The 19541-nt window shown below is 42.2% G+C and carries 17 protein-coding genes; 1 reads left to right on the top strand and 16 read right to left on the bottom strand.

What is annotated here, in order from left to right:
• Nucleotides 1-237 precede the first annotated feature (237 nt).
• The 9 genes from J7I90_RS03760 to J7I90_RS03800 form a co-directional block, all read right to left on the bottom strand.
• On the bottom strand, nucleotides 238-495 hold the full coding sequence (locus J7I90_RS03760; protein ID WP_214768482.1) for a DUF3243 domain-containing protein: 258 nt from the start codon (nucleotides 493-495) through the stop codon (nucleotides 238-240).
• An 80-nt stretch (nucleotides 496-575) separates the two neighbouring features.
• Nucleotides 576-1301, bottom strand: a complete 726-nt coding sequence (ymfI, locus tag J7I90_RS03765) for an elongation factor P 5-aminopentanone reductase (protein WP_214768483.1) — start codon at nucleotides 1299-1301, stop codon at nucleotides 576-578.
• Between the two features lie 18 nt (nucleotides 1302-1319).
• A complete protein-coding gene (gene yfmH, locus J7I90_RS03770) occupies nucleotides 1320-2606 on the bottom strand; it encodes an EF-P 5-aminopentanol modification-associated protein YfmH (protein WP_214768484.1) in 1287 nt (428 codons plus the stop codon).
• Nucleotides 2606-3886 (bottom strand): EF-P 5-aminopentanol modification-associated protein YfmF, encoded by a 1281-nt coding sequence (gene yfmF / locus J7I90_RS03775; protein ID WP_214768485.1) that lies wholly within the window; start codon nucleotides 3884-3886, stop codon nucleotides 2606-2608. Before yfmF ends, yfmH begins: the two co-directional genes overlap by 1 nt.
• Nucleotides 3887-4097: 211 nt before the next feature.
• The gene (locus J7I90_RS03780) at nucleotides 4098-5057 is read right to left on the bottom strand and encodes an ABC transporter permease (protein WP_094246576.1); all 960 of its coding nucleotides are present in this window, start codon (nucleotides 5055-5057) and stop codon (nucleotides 4098-4100) included.
• Nucleotides 5058-6101, bottom strand: a complete 1044-nt coding sequence (locus J7I90_RS03785) for an ABC transporter permease (protein ID WP_214768486.1) — start codon at nucleotides 6099-6101, stop codon at nucleotides 5058-5060.
• Nucleotides 6094-7629 carry an ABC transporter ATP-binding protein gene (locus tag J7I90_RS03790; RefSeq protein WP_214768487.1) on the bottom strand — a complete coding sequence of 512 codons (1536 nt, stop codon included), beginning with the start codon at nucleotides 7627-7629 and terminating at the stop codon, nucleotides 6094-6096. Before J7I90_RS03790 ends, J7I90_RS03785 begins: the two co-directional genes overlap by 8 nt.
• Before the next feature lie 200 nt (nucleotides 7630-7829).
• Entirely contained in the window at nucleotides 7830-8918 is a 1089-nt protein-coding gene (locus J7I90_RS03795) for a BMP family lipoprotein (RefSeq protein WP_214768488.1), read from the bottom strand.
• 160 nt (nucleotides 8919-9078) lie between these two features.
• Complete coding sequence (locus J7I90_RS03800; protein ID WP_034313556.1) at nucleotides 9079-9804, bottom strand: GntR family transcriptional regulator; 726 nt, start codon at nucleotides 9802-9804, stop codon at nucleotides 9079-9081.
• A gap of 304 nt (nucleotides 9805-10108) precedes the next feature.
• Between J7I90_RS03800 and J7I90_RS03805 the strand changes: the two genes are divergently transcribed.
• Complete coding sequence (locus J7I90_RS03805; RefSeq protein ID WP_214768489.1) at nucleotides 10109-10408, top strand: DUF6509 family protein; 300 nt, start codon at nucleotides 10109-10111, stop codon at nucleotides 10406-10408.
• Nucleotides 10409-10440: 32 nt separating this feature from the next.
• Here the strand turns inward: J7I90_RS03805 and J7I90_RS03810 are convergent, their stop codons facing one another.
• From J7I90_RS03810 to asd, 7 genes are all read right to left on the bottom strand, one after another.
• The gene (locus J7I90_RS03810) at nucleotides 10441-12768 is read right to left on the bottom strand and encodes a DNA translocase FtsK (RefSeq protein ID WP_214768490.1); all 2328 of its coding nucleotides are present in this window, start codon (nucleotides 12766-12768) and stop codon (nucleotides 10441-10443) included.
• 238 nt (nucleotides 12769-13006) lie between these two features.
• Nucleotides 13007-13234, bottom strand: coding sequence for a YlzJ-like family protein (locus tag J7I90_RS03815; RefSeq protein ID WP_214768491.1), 228 nt, complete (start codon nucleotides 13232-13234; stop codon nucleotides 13007-13009).
• Nucleotides 13231-13914 carry a ClpP family protease gene (locus J7I90_RS03820; RefSeq protein ID WP_396020081.1) on the bottom strand — a complete coding sequence of 228 codons (684 nt, stop codon included), beginning with the start codon at nucleotides 13912-13914 and terminating at the stop codon, nucleotides 13231-13233. Before J7I90_RS03820 ends, J7I90_RS03815 begins: the two co-directional genes overlap by 4 nt.
• A 184-nt stretch (nucleotides 13915-14098) precedes the next feature.
• Nucleotides 14099-15769, bottom strand: a complete 1671-nt coding sequence (locus J7I90_RS03825; RefSeq protein WP_095391610.1) for a ribonuclease J — start codon at nucleotides 15767-15769, stop codon at nucleotides 14099-14101.
• Nucleotides 15770-16052: 283 nt separating this feature from the next.
• Entirely contained in the window at nucleotides 16053-16922 is an 870-nt protein-coding gene (dapA, locus tag J7I90_RS03830) for a 4-hydroxy-tetrahydrodipicolinate synthase (RefSeq protein ID WP_214768492.1), read from the bottom strand.
• Nucleotides 16923-16968: 46 nt separating this feature from the next.
• Entirely contained in the window at nucleotides 16969-18195 is a 1227-nt protein-coding gene (gene dapG / locus J7I90_RS03835) for an aspartate kinase (RefSeq protein WP_214768493.1), read from the bottom strand.
• Nucleotides 18196-18300: 105 nt separating this feature from the next.
• Nucleotides 18301-19356, bottom strand: coding sequence for an aspartate-semialdehyde dehydrogenase (gene asd, locus J7I90_RS03840; RefSeq protein WP_053534389.1), 1056 nt, complete (start codon nucleotides 19354-19356; stop codon nucleotides 18301-18303).
• Nucleotides 19357-19541: the final 185 nt, after the last annotated feature.

Raw genomic sequence — 19541 nt, forward strand, 5'->3', positions numbered from 1 at the left:
CACTCCTTAAGCCTAAAAGCTTTTGCCCTAATCATGGGCAAAAAACTTATCCATCGTAAATTTCAAGTCTGAACACTTTAATATTAATTGTCTAGCTTCTATAATATAGCATTTCGTGATAAGTTAAAAGGAAAAACCCTATAAAAGTATTCATTTTTATATAAGAGAACAAATAGTCATCCCCCTTGAATCCAAAAGGCCCTGTTAATTAATAACAGGGCCTTTTGGATTCATATTTTACTTCGTTCCATTGTTCTCGACTAACTTGACCATGACACTTGCCATGGCATGTTTTTCTTGATCGCTTGCCACTGACCAAAGATCAGCAAGCACTTTCTCTTGATCATTCTGGGGCTCAACCTGATTAGCTAGGTAATCACCGATTTCGAAAGCCAAGTTGTTAACAGCGTCTCCTGACAAGCCTTGTTGTTCACCTTGATGTAATCTGTCGCCTAAAAAGTTTTTCCATTGATCCCAATTGTCCAGTACAGACATGAATGGTCACCCTTTCCTTCAAAATAGTACAAAGATATTTTGTGAAGGAACCGAGGAAATTATACATGTCTTTAAAAAAATCATGTGTACCATCCGCCATTTACGCCTAAAATTTGCCCGGTTATATAGGACGACTTGTCGGAAAGCAAATAGTATACGGCCTCTGCGACTTCTTTGGAATGCCCCATCCTGCCCATCGGGATATCGGCTTTGATGATTTCCAGATCTTCTGCACTGAAAGATTCGAGCATGGAAGTGGAAATCGCACCCGGGGCAACGGCATTCACCCGGATTCCATTAAGCGATACTTCTTTGCTAAGCGCCTTGATAAATGCATTTTGGCTGCCTTTGACCATTGAATATAAAACTTCACACGATGCACCTGTCTGCCCCCAAATCGATGTGACGGCAACGATTGCAGCCTGTTCTTGGTACATAAGCTTCGGAAGCAGTTCCTTTGTTAATTGGAAAGGGCTCGTTACATGCAGCTGAACCATTTCAGTAACGATAGTCTCATCCATGTCAGATATAAGCCCGTAATAGCTATTGCCACTATTAAGGACGATTGCATGGAGGGCAAAAATATTTTCCGCCAATTTCTTGTAGCCGTCCGGTGCAGCCAAATCCGCTTGTATCGGAATAAGTTCGACTTGATGAGGCTTCAGTTCTTCAATCAGGGCAAGTATGGCTTCTTCATTGTTGTTATAATGTAAATAAAGTGAGTAATTCTCCTCGGCGAGCTTTATAGCGATTTCCCTGCCGATTCCTCCACTGGCTCCTGTAATAAGGGCAAAACGTTTCCCCACTTTCACGCCCCCTTTATATTATTTCGGAAGTACCTGACAGACTGTCATCCGTTCATCGGATATTAAGTCCTTGGCGACCTCGCTGATATCTTCGATGGTTAGTTTTTCCAATACTGGTACAACATCGAACAAGTTCATATCATTGAATGCATATCTGGTGAATTGATTCGCTATATATTCCGGCGAATTCAAGGAACGAAGGAAGGAACCGATTTTTTTCTTGATTGTCCTTTGCAGGCTTTCTTCATTCAGGCCGGTACCGGCTTTTGATTTTTGCAGGATACCGAATAAAGACTCCATCAACTCATCAGGTTTGGCGCTGTCCCCGCCAATTAACGCAAACCCAAAACCTTGTTCCTGTGTGTAATCATATGAGAAGCTTTGATCGATCAACCCTTCCTCATACAGCTCCTCATGCAAAGGCGAACTCTTGCCAAACAGCATTTCCAAATAAATACTGGTCGCCAATTCCCTTTTCAAAAGCTGTAAACCGGATTGGTTTACATTGATGGCCTTGATCCCCAGCATCACTTTTGGTGTCTGGACATTCATCCTTAAGACTTCTTTATCCTTGGCAACGATTTCCGGCTCTTCGTCAAATTTACGTTCCACTGCTGGTTGTTCGTTGTAGCCTTTATCATTTTGGTTATCCCGAATCAGTTTCATGGTACTTTCGACATCTACCGGTCCTACAACGAATAGGAGCATGTTGCTAGGATGGTAAAACGTATTATAACATTCATAAAGCATATCTTTCGTAATACCTGCAATCGATTCCACAGTACCGGCAATATCGATTTTCACTGGATGCTGATGATACATATTGGCAATCGTCCCGAAATATAACCGCCAGTCTGAATTATCATCATACATGTTGATTTCCTGCCCAATGATTCCTTTTTCCTTCTCTACCGTCTTTTCCGAAAAGTAAGGATCCTGGACAAAGTCAATTAAGGTAGTTAGATTCCTCTCGAAATCAGACGTGCTGGAAAATAAATAAGCTGTACGGGTGAAAGAGGTAAAGGCATTTGCAGATGCTCCCTGCTTTGAAAATTGCTGAAAAACATCACCATCTTCCTTTTCAAATAGCTTATGTTCAAGAAAATGGGCAATCCCATCTGGTACTTTTGAGAATTCCGTTTCATTCAATGGTTTGAAATGGTTGTCGATTGAACCATAATTCGTCGTGAAAGTCGCAAATGATTTATTGAACCCGCTTTTCGGAAGAATATATACTTCGAGACCATTATCCATTTTTTCATGGAAAAGCTCTTCTTTCAATTGAGTGAATGCTATTTTTTCCATTACCCTTGCACCTCCGCTTCCGTTAGGAAATAAATCGTATCAAGCTGGATCTTTTGACCGACTGCAATGATTTCTTCCTTTGTCGTCCGCTCTGTTTTTGCAAACCACTCGTCGAGTGATATATCCTGCCCGGAAATCACATTATGATATAAAATTTCCACAAGCCCTCTCGAAACGTCAATGGTTTCAAGGAGCTGGTTCTTAACGACCGCCTTTGTCTGTGCCAGTTCTTCATCGGAAAAGTTCCCTTGCTTCATTTCCTTCATTTGTGCATGAATGATATCCAATGCCTGCTTGTAGTTGGCATTTTCAATGCCGGCCATGACCATCAATAGACCTTTATGACTTTCAAGCCTTGAAGCTGCATAATAAGCAAGGCTGGCTTTCTCCCTGACATTAATGAAAAGTTTTGAATGTGAAAAGCCACCAAAAATCCCATTGAATAGCTGAAGAGCATAATAATCCGGATCACCGTATGCAACTTGGGTTCGATAACCGATATTCAATTTCCCTTGTTTCACATCCGAATTCTCGATGATTTCTTTTTCCTTCTCCACTGACTTGCCCGTCTCCCTTGGCAGTCTAACAGGCTTACGTTCTTGCAACGACACATACTTGTCAGCCAGCGCCTCCACTTCCGATCCATCGATGTCGCCGATTACATATAAATCGATTTCATCTTCCGACAGCATTTTTTTATAGTAGGCGAATAGGGACTCTGGAGTTATCGTTTCCAAGTCTTGAAGATTACCGCTCGCTTCTAAAGCATATGGTTCGTTTTTGCACATTTCCTCTACTAGACGTGTAGCTGAATATCGCATTTTGTCATCGGAAATGGATTGAATCCGCTGTTTTAAGGAACGGATTTCATTGGAAACCGTTTTAGAGTCAAAGGCTTCGCCGTTTTTCTTCGGATTGAAGATCACCTCTGATAATAGCCCAAAAGCCTTTTCAAGAAGCGGGGTTGAATCACTAAGGAATTTTTCATTTACGATATCAATCGTAAAACTTATGATTTGATATTCTCCTTTTTTAGCTACATCGACATAAAACCCTGCTCCATATAAATCATCAAGATAAGATCGAAGCTCGGGTGTTGTAGGATATTTACTTGTATTGCTTTGTAACACATATGGCAGCAATGCACGATATGTAACGTCCTCTTTCGTCAAAGGGGCTTTCATCTTCAGCACGAGAGTATTCGTTTTATATTTATCCGTCCGGACCACATGAAGCTTGTAGCCGCTTTTTTCCGTAATTGTATCGGAAGCAATAGACATGAATAATCCTCCTCATTATATAAATCACCTTTATTAGCTTATTGTTTGTAGATTGGAACCCTTTTAAACATCTACTTAAAATATACATGTGAAAGGAAAAATCATGCAAGTTACAGCTACTTTTTTTCGTTTTTCACCAGCTCACCATCACTTATGGCTCAACCTCAAAAGAAAAAAACCGGACAGCACAGTTTGCTGACCGGTTAGACACTTATCTTTTTCCTTTGATGTATGGCTGTCCGGATGCTTTAGGAGCATCTGCACGTCCAATGAAACCAGTTAGCGCAATGATCGTCAGAACATATGGAGCGATCAAGAGGTAAACTGATGGAATATCCTTGAAGAAGGGAAGGCTCGAGCCAACGATACTCAAACTTTGAGCCAAACCAAAGAATAAAGCTGCTCCCATTGCCCCGATTGGGTGCCACTTACCAAAAATCATGGCGGCAATGGCCATGAAACCTTGACCATTAATTGTCGCATGATTGAATTCATTTGAAAAGATGGTAGCATAAATCGCTCCGCCGATACCCCCAAAAGCACCTGATAATAAAACGGCGGCATATCGGATTTTCGTAACATTGACACCCATCGTATCAGCAGCCATTGGATGCTCACCCACGGCACGGATCCTTAACCCGAATGGTGTTTTATAAAGTACATACCAAACGACAAAAGATATGAGAATCGCTATATATACGATGTAATAACCATTTGCGAAAAAGATGGGTCCAATAAATGGAATATCACTTAGTAACGGAACATCAATCCTTGGGAATGTTTCTGTGATTCTATCAGTTTGACCTTTGTCAAAAATCAGCTTCACCAAGAACATGGTCAGACCAACTGCCAACAAGTTGATGGCTACCCCACTAACCGTTTGGTCCGCCCTGAACGTAATGCATGCCACAGCGTGCAGAATGGAAAACAGCAAGCCGGCAATCATAGCCGCTAAGACGGCAAGCCAAGGAGTCCATTCACCAAATACATCAGCAAACATTAAGTTAAAAACAATCCCTGTAAAGGCACCAATGACCATCAAACCTTCTAAACCGATGTTTATGACACCAGCCCGTTCAGAAAACACTCCTCCGAGTGAAGTAAAAATAAGTGGAGCAGCTAGAGCTATCATAGATGGAATAATAATTTGTAATACTTGGTAAAAATCCACTTATTTCACCCCTTTCTTAAATCGAGCGGCAATCCAACGAATAAAATAACTGGAAGCGACGAAGAAAATGATCAATGCTATGACAATATCCACAATTTCACTAGGTATTCCGGTTTCTAGCGGCATATTTAAGGCCCCGGCTTTCAGTCCCCCAAATAATAAGGCTGCAAGCACAACACCAATAGCTGTATTCGCCCCTAATAAGGCTACTGCAATCCCATCAAAGCCCATACCTGTGAACCCGCCTTTGACTGCGGCATAACCGAAAGTTCCAAGACCTTCCATCGCACCCGCAAGTCCTGCAAAAGCACCTGAAATAACCATGGAAAGTATGATGTTCTTATTGACACTCATCCCTGCATACTCGGACGCGTGCTGATTGAAACCTACCGCTTTCAGTTCAAAGCCGGTTTTGGTCCTTTCAAGCAGGAACCACATGATGATTACGCAAATAATCGCTACCACTATTCCCCAATGCATCCGGGAAAAATCCGTAATGCTTTCAAAAAAAGGAGACCGCAGAGATGCTGTATCAGCAATTCTTTCTGTTTTATCCAGCTTGTCAGTCATTACATTCCTAATTAAATAATTCGTCACATATAAAGCTGTATAATTCAACATGATAGAAACGATTACTTCATGTACACGGAACTTAGCTTTTAAATAACCAGGGATAAATGCCCACAATGCCCCGGCAGCTGCACCAACTAAGATGGCCAATGGCAAATGGATGATCCTTGGAAGATCAAAAGCGATTCCGACCCAAACTGCCGCCAGCCAGCCTACAATCAATTGCCCTTCCACACCGATATTGAAAAGGCCCGTGCGAAAAGCAAAAGCCACTGCCAAACCGGCAAGGATATAAGGGATGATTGTCCTGACGGATTCCCCTACATAATAAGAATCCCCAAAAATCCCATTTACCATGGAGCCATAGCCGGCAACTGGGTCATAGCCGCTTACTAACATGATTATGGCCCCAACGACTAAGCCGAGGATAACTGCTATTAACGGACTCGTTAATTTAGATAAATACTTAGACATTTTGTTTTCCACCTGCTTCCGTCCGTTTACTGCCGGCCATTAGAAGGCCTAGCTCCTGTTCAGTCGTTTCTTTCGGATTGACAATTGCGACGATTTCCCCTTCGTATATAACGGCAATCCTATCGCTCACATTCATGATTTCTTCCAATTCAAATGAAATGAGAAGTACCGCTTTTCCTGCATCACGCTGTTCAATGAGCCGTTTATGGATAAACTCGATCGCTCCTACATCAAGCCCGCGTGTTGGCTGTGCGGCAATCAATAAATCCGGGTTCCTATCAACTTCCCGGCCGATGATCGCTTTTTGCTGATTCCCGCCAGAAAGAGCCCTTGCCGGGGTATATTCACTCGGAGTCCGAACATCATAGCTTTTGATCAATGAACGGGCTTTTTCAAATATTTTCTTTGAGTTCAAAATACCGGCTTTTGAGAAAGGCCTTTGATAGTAGGTTTGCAAGACAATATTTTCCCCAATGCTGTAATCGAGAACCAAGCCATGCTTATGCCTGTCTTCTGGAATATGGCCGACACCTGCTTCAGTGATTTTACGCGGCTTCAGATTCCTGATTTCTTTTCCATTTAGCATTATCGAACCAGCTGTTGTCTTCCTTAGGCCAGCCAATGCCTCAATCAGTTCTGATTGACCGTTTCCATCTACACCGGCAATACCGACAATTTCTCCTGCACGGACTGTTAAATCCAAGTTCCGAACAGCTGAAACGCCCCGGGAATCCTTGACTTCCAGTTCCTGAACCTCGAGAACTACATCCGAAGGAGTAGCGGCCGTTTTTTCCGTCTTGAATAGAACTTCCCTACCGACCATCAAACTCGCCAATTCGTTAGGGTTCGTTTCGTTGACGTTCACTGTACCAATTCCTTGCCCTTTGCGGATAACCGTTACCCGGTCACAAACCTCCATGATTTCCTTAAGTTTGTGTGTGATTAAAATGATAGATTTACCCTCTTTGATAAGGGCTTTCATAATATAAATCAATTCCTTGATTTCTTGAGGAGTCAATACAGCGGTCGGTTCATCAAAAATCAATATTTCCGCACCACGGTAAAGCGTCTTAAGAATCTCGACACGCTGCTGCATCCCTATTGAAATACCGGCAATTTTCGCATAGGGGTCAACACGAAGCTGATATTGTTCTGATAGTTTCCTAACTTCCTCGCTCGCTTCTTTTAAATCGATCTTACCCGCTTTGGATGGTTCTTTTCCTAAAATGATATTTTCCGTTACTGTAAAAGGGTCAACGAGCATAAAATGCTGATGGACCATCCCAATCCCTAAATCATTGGCAATGTTGGGACTGGTAATCTTGACTGGCTTCCCATTGACACGGATTTCTCCCTGCTCAGGCTGGTATAAACCGAATAAAACATTCATCAAAGTGGATTTACCCGCGCCATTTTCACCTAATAATGCGTGAATCTCCCCTTTTTTAACCTGAAGTGTAACGTTATCATTTGCGACGATGCCGGGGAATTCCTTACGGATATTAAGCATCTCAATTACATATTCCACGTATTATCAACTCCTAAAATGAGTGTAAATATTCTTTAATCATTCATTGCTTTACTAGCTTATTGATTTTTTTTAAAAAACCAAATGAAAAACTACGATTCTTTCATAGTTTTTCATTCGATATTTTTAAGGCAAAGCGTGATTGGGAAAAGAAAGAATAGAGGGCATTTCTGCCTCCCTATTCTTTCTGGCATTACAGCTTATAAATCAAGTTTTTCGAATTCTTCATCCGTACCCGGAACGACGAATTCACCTGATTTAATTTTTTCTGTCCATTCTTCGACCGCTTTTAAAGATTCTTCTGTTACGTTATCTTTTGTTTCGGAAATGCCTACACCATTTTCTTCGATACCGTACTCAATTACTTTTCCGCCTGGGAAGTTTCCTTCTTTCGCTTTCTCGGAAAGGTCTTTAACTGCCACGTCAACACGTTTTAACATGGAAGTCAGAGTGATGTTGTCGTCAGTTCCAGGAACTGCCCCCAATTTAGCTTGGTCGCTATCTACACCGATAACATAGATTTCTCTCTTAGGATCTTTTTGCTTTTGCTCTACTGCTTCAGTGAATACACCTTTACCAGTTCCGCCAGCAGCATGATAAATGATATCGACACCTGAAGAATACATGGAGCCTGCAGTTGATTTACCGATATCAGCTTTATTGAAATCTCCGGCATATTTAACTTCAACTTTTGCATCCGGATTTACAGATAAAACCCCAGCCTTAAACCCAACTTCGAATTTCTTGATTAACTCAGATTCAACTCCGCCGATAAAACCGACTTTGTTTGTTTTCGTTTGCATTCCGGCAATTACACCTACCAGGAAAGAACCTTGCTGCTCTTTAAAATTAATGCTGGCTACATTCTTTTTGTCAACAACTGTATCCACGATGGCAAAGTGTGAATCCGGACGTTGGTCAGCCACTTCACCAACAGCTTCCGCTAAAAGAAAACCGATACCATAGATTAGTTGGTAATCTTCACGTACAAGCGTATTCAGGTTCTTAGCGTAATCGGCATCAGATTTAGATTGCAGGTAGTTATAGCCATCTTTACCTTTTTCCAGACCATTATCCTTACCGAATTCCTGAATTCCCTTCCAAGCTGATTGGTTGAACGACTCGTCATCCACGCCGCCAGTATCAGTTACCATCGCAACAGTGAAGTTATCTTTGTTTTTCCCATTTGAAGATTCTTTATCATCATTCTCTGAATTACCACATGCTCCCAGTAGCGTACCTGCTGCAAGAACAAGTGAAAGAGCTAGTCCTAATTTGCGCTTTTTCAATTTTTATCCCCCTAATTTACATAGTTTTTTGAGCAGAAATGTTCTGAAAAGTCATTTATGTTTGCGTTTTCACTTCTCGTTAATTTTTTTTGCATACGTTTGATCGACTTTTTTGGAATCGAAACAATCGCTTGCATTCATCCGTATGCAGAGTCAAGGCCTACACACGTTTACGAAGAACATGAAAGCTGAACATATTGGCTTTAAAGTAGTTAACAGAATACAGGATAGGCTGGTCCCAATCATCCAGATGCATCTGCTTTAAAACGAGTAGCGCGGCTTCTGGCGAGCATTTAAGGATTGGAGAAACTTTCTCATGATATCCAATAGGCTCAATCTCCGCTACGGCATGCGTAATTTTCCGATGCGCATCTCTTTCCAAAATATCAAAAAGAGACTCATCATTACGGTCAAAATTTTCTGAAAGAATAGATTCAGGAATTTTGTCAATACAGTAGACGACTGGCTCCCCGTTCGCAGTCCTTACTCGTTCGATGCTGACGATGCGTTCGTCTGTAGAACAAGAAAACCTGCGTATATCCTCTTCTGTAGGTTCTTGGGCCGTCGAGCTTAAGAAAATCGTACCCGGCTTCATCCCTGCCTCTTCAATCATGTTCGTGACACTTTTTAATTGCTCGATACCTGAGGTGAACCGAGGTTTCGGATTGACGAAAGTCCCAACTCCATGGCGGCGAATGATAATGTTTTCTTCTTCCAAAATTCGCAGCGCTTCTCGAAGTGTCGCCCTACTAACTCCCAATTTTTTCGCAAGATCGAATTCTGAAGGGAATTTTTCATTTTCCTGATAGACTCCAGCTTCAATATCCTGCTTCAGGTAATCAATGACCTGCAAATATAAATGTCGACTATCTGATTTTATTGACATACAGTTTCCCCCAGCTAATTTCTTAAGACATCAGACCTCTGATGTTGAATCATTCCTACTAATCGAAAATAATATAACATTTTTTTTAATATAAATAAATAGTGTTTTACTATTTACTTTAAAAGAATTTAGGAGAAATTACCCTTCCCTGTGTCTTTCAATCTAGATGTGGCTGCAGAATTTGTACGATTATTCTCCTAAATCAGATAAATCTTAAAGTAAAAGGCTAGATGCATCCAGCTATGTTCAAGATGCTTTTTTCCTGTATAATAGGATTTATCTTCTTTGAAGGGATGTACACAAGATGTTAAAGATTACAGAATACACAATCGAAAAATTGAATGATCCATTTGGTATTTTGTCCGGGGAACGTTACGAGTTGTTCTTGGATATTGAAGTGCCTGAAGAGGATGAGCTCTTTTCAGAAAATGGTTTATATATCCGGGTGCTTTTTGCTTTGGAGGAACAAAAAGGCAAATTGATTAAATATGATATTTTTGAAAAAGGGAGCGAAGGCGCACTCGAATTCGATTTAGAAGAAGATGAAGAAGCGATGATTACCGACTTCTGCCTTAAACATTTAGACGAGGCGATGAATAATTAAAAAACCGGGCCGCTGCCCGGTTTTTTCTTTACCTATGATGAATGAGCTTCATCTTGTTCATCTTTTGTAACCAATACATTTCGGGGTTTACTGCCTTCATATGGACCGACAATTCCCCTCGCTTCCATTTCATCAATCAATCTGGCTGCCCGGGTATAGCCAATCCGGAAACGGCGCTGCAGCATGGAAACAGATGCAGTCTGCATTTCTACGATCAAGGATACCGCATCCCCATATAAATCATCTTCGACTTCACCATTTGAGGTTTCTGCAATTTCATCGGGTATCATTTCTTCGTTGTATTGTGCTTTTTGCTGTGAAATGACATATGTGACAACTTCCTCGACTTCATTGTCGGATAAAAAGGCCCCTTGGACGCGGACCGGTTTTGAAGCTCCTGAAGGCAGAAAGAGCATGTCACCCCGGCCTAACAGTTTTTCGGCCCCGCCCATGTCGAGGATCGTTCTCGAATCGGTCATTGATGAAACACTAAAAGCAATCCGAGATGGGATGTTCGCTTTAATGACCCCTGTAATTACATCTACGGATGGCCGCTGAGTCGCGATTATCAAGTGGATGCCAGCAGCACGAGCCATTTGTGCAAGCCTTGTGATGGCATCCTCTACATCGTTAGAAGCGACCATCATCAAATCTGCCAGCTCATCGACAATGACTACGATATAAGGCAAGAGCGGTTGTTTGGCGTCTTCTTCAATGTTATACCGGTTAATGTAATCATTGTAGCCTTCAATATTTCGCGTACCGGAATGAGAAAATAGCTCATAGCGCCTTTCCATTTCACTGACCACTTTTTGCAAAGCCTGTGCAGCTTTCTTTGGATTGGTCACTACAGGTGCGAGTAAGTGGGGAATTCCATTATAGACATTCAACTCGACCATTTTTGGATCGATCATCATCATTTTCACTTCATGCGGTTTTGCCCGCATCAGAATACTCGTGATAATCCCATTGATACAAACGGATTTCCCGCTGCCCGTAGCACCAGCCACTAGTAAATGCGGCATTTTATTGAGCTCCGCCTTAACCGCTTCACCGGAAATATTCCGCCCTAGGCCTATTTGCAGTTTTGCGTCAGGCTTGTCAACTTCTTTGGCCTCTAAAACTTCCCTTAATGACACCATCGCCACTTCGGAGTTAGGCACTTCTATTCCGATTGCCGATTTTCCGGGAATCGGCGCTTCGATCCTAATATCCTTTGCGGCAAGTGCAAGGGCCAAGTCATCGGATAGGCTGACAATTTTACTTACCTTCACCCCTACATCAGGATGTACTTCGTATTTGGTTACGGCAGGGCCTAAATGAACTTGAGTGACCCTCGCTTTCACCCCAAAGCTATGAAAGGTGCGCTCAAGTTTTGCCGCATTATCATGAATCAATTGGTACTCTCCGCTTTGGTCGGTTTTTTTAGGCTGCAATAACAAAGAAAGAGGCGGTAAAAGATATTCTTTATTCTCCACTTCCGTAAAATTCATAGGTGGAACGGCATCATCCTGGTCCCCTGCATTTTCAGCTGCAGGCTCCGTAACAACGGGAATTATTTCGTTTTCGTCGCTATAGGCTTTATCAGCAAAGCTGGAAATGATCCGTTCCGTCGCCATTTCCTGTGTTTCCTCTTCTAGAGGGGTCTGATCCGTTTCTTCCACCGGTTCGTTTTGCCGTTTCTTCTTTTTCACGGGATTCTTTTTCTTTTCTTTTTTGTCTTCATTCCACGTTTTCACATCATCTCTGAATGCGGACCATTGCTTTTTGAAAAAGCCGCCAAGACCCCTGAAAAACTTCCCGAGGGTTTCACCTAACGTTTTCCCGGTCAATAGGACGGCACCTACAATGATAAAGAGGAATGAAACGATTTTCGATCCAGCTTCGTCGAATAGAAAGTATGAAGCTGCAAATAATATCGCTCCAATCATACCGCCCCCAAGGTCCTTTGAGCTGGCCTTGCCGGTCACTTCCATCCAGAAAAGTTCCCATGTATTCGAAATGACGCTGGGCTTCGTAAACGGCCCTCCATCTGCAAGCATGTTAAACAGGGTCACATGACTTAGCAGGAGCATGCTCGCAACAAGGAAATACATCCCGACCAATTGCCGTTTCAACAGGTACGGGACCTCTCTCTTTATCATCAAATAGAATCCAGCTGCAATTGCTCCCAACAAAAAGAGGATATACCATTCCCCCATGAAGAAGCGGATTAAAAAGACCGTCCCGTTTCCCACTGCTCCAAGCTTGGCAATGGCAATGATGGCCAAGCCTATTATGGTGAGGCCAATCAATTCATATTTAAGCGTTAGTTTTAACTTCTCTGTACTATTCTTTTTTCTGCGTTTCTTCTTTGCCATAAGATCACCTGATTCTTCATGAAACTATTCTAACTTTCCTATTCAACATCACTACATGATTTCCCTTCACGAAACAAACGTTCGCTACTGATTATACCAAATAAATATGACCCTGTCCTTGATATATATATCATTCATTCTTTAGGAGGACATTTTTCCCATATAATGAATAAAGCAGCCAAGCGGCTGCTGATTTTCATTCCAGTATATCATAATTTACCTCAGTTAGTCGTTTTTACTAATGGTTCATATGTTCAAACACATTTATGACAGCTCCCGGCTGAATGTGTACATTCATATAATCTTCAGGATCGGTGCTGACGATTCGATCAATGCGAAACGTGCGGCCACCGTCATGTTCAACCATAACATGTACACCATTGTAGATCATTTCCATTAAATTCGCCGTCTTCTCATGGTGATGAGGAAAAATTATTTCTTCAGGAACGATCGTATAAAGCGTCATTGCAAAAGCCCCTCCTCTTCCCCGGCAATTTTTGGCCTTCTTTCTTCCATGAAGCTATTTAGTTTTCTCATGGCCTGGCCCACTCCTCCTACATCATCGATCATACCGATTTCAACTGCCTCGGCCCCGATAACGTTCGTACCGATATCACGGGTCAAGTTTCCTTTGGCAAACATTAAATCCTTAAAACTCTCTTCCGTAACGTTGGAGTGCCGCGTAACAAATTTAATGACTCTTTCCTGCATTTTATCCAAGTATTCAAAGGTTTGAGGCACGCCAATGACTAGCCCCGTCAAACGAATTGGATGAATCGTCATCGTTGCTGTTTCTGCTATATAGCTATGGTCACACGAAACCGCAATCGGCACACCGATCGAGTGCCCTCCCCCAAGTACAATCGAGACGGATGGCTTTGATAGGGAAGCCAGCATTTCTGCGATTGCCAGTCCCGCTTCGACATCTCCTCCGACCGTATTTAATATGACAAGCAGCCCCTCTATATTGGGATTTTGTTCAATTGCCACAATTTGCGGAATAACATGTTCATATTTGGTCGTTTTATTTTGAGGCGGCAGCTGCATATGTCCTTCAATTTGTCCAATGATCGTCAAACAATGGATTTTTGAGTCTTGAGATAGTTGCGGAACATTAGTAGCCCCCAGCTGCTGGATCTTTTCGATTAAAGTTGAATTCTTACCTTCCTGCTTGCCTTCATTTTCATTTGGTAATGGTGCATTATCCACTATGCCAACCCCTTTCTCTTTTAGCCTATAGCTTTATTATGTCTCGAGTCTCGGACTTCATTCTTCAAGATATGGAGTCAGAAAAAAGAACCCCTGACTGTTCAAATCAGGGGTTACTTACTTAATATTCCATTATGATCGGTAAAATCATTGGGCGGCGTTTCGTTTTTTCATAGAAGAATTGGTTTAGTGCATCACGCATTTCCTGCTTCAGCGTGGACCAATCAAAAGGCTGGCGCGACCCATTTTTCTTTACGATTTCACTTACTATTTCAGTTGCTTCCGCAATCATTTTTTCTGATTCGCGAACATATACGAAGCCCCTTGAAATGATTTCAGGGCCTGCTGCAATGCTTTTATCCTGACGGTTCAACGTGACGACTACAATCAAAATGCCATCTTGGGATAACAAGCGCCGATCACGAAGAACGATATTACCCACATCTCCAACACCGCTGCCATCTATCAAGATATTTCCTGCAGAGACTTTGCCGGAAAGCCCCATTTTATTGCCCTTTAGTTCGATGACATCCCCTTTTTCGGCAATTATGATGTTTTCACGCTTAATTCCCGCAGCAACCCCAACTTTTTGATGGGCATATAAATGGCGGTATTCCCCATGTACAGGGATCAAGAATTTAGGATTCATCAAATTGATCATCATTTTTAGCTCTTCCTGGCTCCCATGCCCTGTTACGTGCACTTTATATTTATTGGCAGATACCACTTCAGCACCAACCCTGTATAGCAAATCGACGGTTTTGGATAAAATAAGTTCACCGCCCTGCAGGGGTGATGCACTGATCAAAACGGTGTCTCCCTTTTTGATCGTTACCTGCTTGTGGGTCTGCTTTGCCATTTTTTGAAGTGCTGCAATGGGTTCACCCTGATGACCTGTCGATAACACGACGATTTCACGGTCGTCATACTGGCCAATTTCATTAATCGGGATTATCAGCTCTTCTTCGACCTTTAAGTAGCCAAGATTCAAGGCTGTTTCATAAACGCGTTGCAGGCTTTTTCCTACAACTGCCACTTTTCTGCGACTTGCTGCAGCTGCATTGAAAACATGTTGAATCCGGTTGATGTTCGAAGCGAAGCACGCAACGATGATCCTTCCGGAGGCAGCATGGAAAACCTCTGTTATATCTTTGGCCACAACTGCTTCTGAAGTCGTATAACCTGGCCTCTCGGCACCGGTACTATCCGAAAGCAGGCATAGGACACCTTCTTCACCGATACTGGCCATCTTACCGATTTCCGGTTTATATAGATCCGTTGCTGCCTGGTCGAATTTGAAATCCCCTGTATAAACGATTGCACCTTCACGAGTATGGATCACGACTCCGACAGAATCGGGAATGCTATGGTTAGTCCGGAAAAAGGACACGGCTGCTTGAGGGAAACTTAAAAGGGAATCCGAATCGATTTCAGTGAAAGTTGCCCTGCCGTTAAAGCCATCTTCCTTTAATTTCGTTTTGATTAAAGCAAGTGTAAGCTTAGTTCCATAAACAGGAGCCGGTAAATATTTCAAGACATAAGCAAGCGCTCCCATATGGTCTTCATGACCATGGGTAATGAATATCCCCTGCACCCGTTCCTTATTATCCATCAAATAAGAAATATCTGGGATGACCGCATCGATTCCGAGCATTTCGTCTTCCGGCAGCATTAATCCTGCATCAAGAAGATAGATGTCCTCGTTCACCTCAACGACGTACATATTTTTACCAAGCTCCCCTTGTCCTCCAAGAGAAATCACTTTTATTCCATTATTTTTATCTTTACCCAATCGAATATCCTCCTTAAAAAATCCCGTTCATAATTTCCCAATGATTTCATTATAACCGATGTTCAAAAAACATGACAACACTTACCATTTTCAGAGGGACTTTTTCATATAATTCAAAAAAAAACAACCTATTATGTAAGAGATCCTTTGTACTTTTACCAGTTTCGATTGATTATAAAAAATTCAAATACTATCATCCCGAAATCGGAAAGTATATCCCGTTCATATACATCATTATGTAAAAACAAGCCAATCTTCAACGATCAGCTTGTTCCGTGTCTTTTTATTTTTTTAATACCTTGGTTAATGCCAGGCGTTCCTGCTCCGTCAATGGCACGATTGGGAGTCTGACCGATCCAACGTCAATTCCATATAACTGAAGAGCTGTTTTGACAGGTGCAGGGCTTGGCGCTGCAAACAAACCTTTTATAAGCGGTAACAGTTCCTGATGCAGCCGGGCTGCCTCTTTCAAGTTCCCACTGATGAAGGCCTCCACTATTTTCTGCAACTCCTTGCCAGCAATATGTGAAGCAACCGATACTACACCCACACCACCAATCGCCAACACCGGTAGTGTTAAAGCATCGTCCCCGCTATATAATGCAAAATCTTCATCCGTGCCGGCTATGATTTGGGTCATAGCATTTAAATCCCCGCTCGCTTCCTTAACGGCTACGATATTGGGAATTTTCGAAAGGCGGATGATCGTTTCCGGTTCAATATTAACTGAAGCCCGCCCAGGGATATTATATATCATAACAGGGAGCGTCGTACTGGCTGCAATAGCCTTAAAATGCTGGTACAGACCTTCTTGATTCGTTTTACTATAATACGGGGCAACCAGCATTATCGCATCGGCGCCATTTTGTTCCGCCTTTTTTGTCAACTCGATGGAAGCATACGTATTGTTGCTTCCTGTACCCATGATGATGGGCACACGTTTTTCAACAACCTTAGAAACATGACGCAATAACGCGATTTTCTCCTCCGAAGATAAAGTTGGAGATTCCCCTGTCGTTCCCGACAGCACAAGTGAATCGGTCCCATTCGTTAATAAGTAATTAACCAATGAAGTCGTCTTTTGAAAATCAATATTTCCCTTGCTATCGAAAGGGGTGACCATCGCGGTTGATACTCTACCAAATATCATCATCTAACACCTCTTTAATTTTTAAAACATTTACTTAATAAAAACCTGATTATTGGACTTCCCCTTCATGCAATTGAAATGCATAGTGCAGGGAATTAACGGCTTCTATTAAATCTTCTTCTTTTACGAGTACCCAAATTGTCGTATGGCTGTCAGCTGACTGGAGAATGGCAATTTCCTTTTCGGAAAGCGCCGTGACAATCTTCGCTGCCACGCCAGGTACTCCATTGATGCCTGCACCGACTACCGATACCTTGGCACAATTCCTTTCAATGACCGGTTCATGACCAAGCTCGGCCAAAATCGAGAGGGCAAGTTCTGTCATCTCTTCCGATACGGTATAAACTACACCACTTGGATATATATTTATAAAGTCAACTGAAATGGAGGCATTGGCCATCGCTTTGAAAACTTCAGCCTGTAAATTATATTGATCTTTTTTCGCACGGACCTTGATTTGAGTGATCTTTGGTACATGGGCAATCCCGGTCACAAGCCTTTCACGTATGTCACTGCCCTGGCTTCCCTTGTTCATGCTTGTAACAAGGGTTCCCAAACCTTCGCTGTATGTTGACCTTATCCGAATCGGGACTTTTGCCTGCATCGCAATTTCAACAGCTCTCGGATGTATGACCTTCGCCCCTTGATATGCCATGTTGCAAACTTCCGTATATGAAACGATTGATAATGGACGAGCTTGATCTGCAATGCGTGGATCTGCTGTCATGATTCCTTCGACATCCGTAAAAATATCGACCCGTTCAGCTTGCAATGCGGCACCTAATGCAGCTGCTGAAGTATCACTTCCACCACGGCCGATGGTCGTGATGTCACCATTTTTAGCAGCTCCCTGGAAACCTGCTACAACGACAACATCCTTCACCTCAAGTTCTTTCATGAGGCGATCGCATTTCATTTCGATTATTTTCGCACTGGAATAGTCGTTATTCGTCATGAATCCTGCTTGAGCTCCAGTATAAGCAACCGCATCAATACCATGTTCCAAGAGCATGTTAGTAAATACTACAGATGATATAGTTTCTCCGACAGACATAAGTAAATCCTGTTCTCGCTTTGAAAGGCTGGCTTTGGTTCCATTTACAAGGGAAAGTAAGGTATCCGTTGCATAAGGATCCCCTTTTCTTCCCATTGCTGAAACCACAACCACCACTTTATATCCTTCTTTAATCGCTTTTTCGATATGCCCCTTGGCAAATGAACGGCTTTCCTCATCACGAACGGATGTCCCACCGTATTTCTGGACGATAATTTTCATAATATGCACCCCAAATATAAGCCAGCTCCCCGATCCGGGAAGCTGACAAAGACTCTCTATCCTATTGGAATTTGTTTTTCTGTCGAGTTCATTAAGAATAAATTATTACTTAACGGTAACCAAACCTAATTTCAAAAGGCTTTCAGCAATTTGAACGGAATTCCAAGCTGCACCTTTTAATAGATTATCGGAAACCACCCATAAATGGAAGCCTTTATCTTCATCCAAATCTTTGCGAATTCGACCGACGAATACATCATTCTTGCCGACGGATGAAGCAGGTGTTGGGTAAACTTGTTGTTCCGGTTCGTCTTCCAACACTATGCCAGGTGCCGTTCTCATTAAATCCTTGATTTGGGAAGCCGCTATGCCTTCTTTTTCAACTTCAATGTATACAGATTCCGAATGACCTGTTACAACAGGAAGCCTCACGCAAGTTGCAGCCACTGGAAGGTCTTGCATATGCATGATTTTCTTTGTTTCATTAATCATTTTCATCTCTTCGAATGTGTACCCATTATCTTGGAATTTATCGATTTGGGGAATGACGTTAAATGCGATTTGATAATGCTTTTCGTCCCCTTTTACCGGTAATATTTTCGGATCGATTTCTTTTTCATCAAGCAAGTCGCGAGCCTGTTCCTTTAATTCATTTATCGCTGCTGCACCTGCACCAGAAACAGCCTGGTAGGTAGAAACAACAATTTTTGATAAGCCATATGTCTGGCGGATAGGCTCTAATGCCACAACCATTTGGATAGTTGAACAATTCGGGTTTGCAATGATCCCATTATGCTGCTTCAAGTCTTCTTCATTCACTTCAGGAACGACTAGCGGCACATTTTCATCCATGCGGAAAGCGCTCGTATTATCCACCACTATCGCACCGCGTTTCACTGCTTCTGGAGCCAATTCCTTAGACACGCTTCCTCCAGCACTGAATAAAGCGATATCGATGCCTTCAAAGCTTTCAGGTTTTGCTTCCTGAACTTCGATTTCTTCGCCCTTAAACGTAAGTTTGATTCCTGCGGAACGAGCCGATGATAAAAAGATGATTTTCTTTATCGGTAAGTCCCTTTGTTCGAGTGTTGAAATCATTTGTTGTCCTACTGCTCCAGTTGCTCCCACAACTGCAATACGCAATCCCTGTGTCTCAGTCATTTATGCATACTCCTTTTCTATCTCTTAAATTAGTTAGTTGTTGGATTTATTACTTCTTGTTCAGAATATCATTTATTTTATCACATTAACATTCCAAAGGGTCGGACTTTAACAAAATATTCTGGTAGTGGAGTGGTTTTTTATAACTTCAACCTACAAATTTATGCATATATACCAGTCGTTGA

Source organism: Bacillus sp. ISL-57 (genome assembly GCF_018613135.1).
Lineage (GTDB): Bacteria > Bacillota > Bacilli > Bacillales > DSM-1321 > Peribacillus > Peribacillus frigoritolerans.

Excerpts from the sequence above, each read along its gene's own strand:
- J7I90_RS03760 (WP_214768482.1), bottom strand. The coding sequence starts at position 495 with ATGTCTGTACTGGACAATTGGGATCAATGGAAAAACTTTTTAGGCGAC.
- yfmH (WP_214768484.1), bottom strand. The coding sequence starts at position 2,606 with ATGGAAAAAATAGCATTCACTCAATTGAAAGAAGAGCTTTTCCATGAA.
- yfmF (WP_214768485.1), bottom strand. The coding sequence starts at position 3,886 with ATGTCTATTGCTTCCGATACAATTACGGAAAAAAGCGGCTACAAGCTT.
- J7I90_RS03785 (WP_214768486.1), bottom strand. The coding sequence starts at position 6,101 with ATGTCTAAGTATTTATCTAAATTAACGAGTCCGTTAATAGCAGTTATC.
- J7I90_RS03800 (WP_034313556.1), bottom strand. The coding sequence starts at position 9,804 with ATGTCAATAAAATCAGATAGTCGACATTTATATTTGCAGGTCATTGAT.
- J7I90_RS03805 (WP_214768489.1), top strand. The coding sequence starts at position 10,109 with ATGTTAAAGATTACAGAATACACAATCGAAAAATTGAATGATCCATTT.
- J7I90_RS03810 (WP_214768490.1), bottom strand. The coding sequence starts at position 12,768 with ATGGCAAAGAAGAAACGCAGAAAAAAGAATAGTACAGAGAAGTTAAAA.
- J7I90_RS03815 (WP_214768491.1), bottom strand. The coding sequence starts at position 13,234 with ATGACGCTTTATACGATCGTTCCTGAAGAAATAATTTTTCCTCATCAC.
- dapA (WP_214768492.1), bottom strand. The coding sequence starts at position 16,922 with ATGATGATATTTGGTAGAGTATCAACCGCGATGGTCACCCCTTTCGAT.
- dapG (WP_214768493.1), bottom strand. The coding sequence starts at position 18,195 with ATGAAAATTATCGTCCAGAAATACGGTGGGACATCCGTTCGTGATGAG.
- asd (WP_053534389.1), bottom strand. The coding sequence starts at position 19,356 with ATGACTGAGACACAGGGATTGCGTATTGCAGTTGTGGGAGCAACTGGA.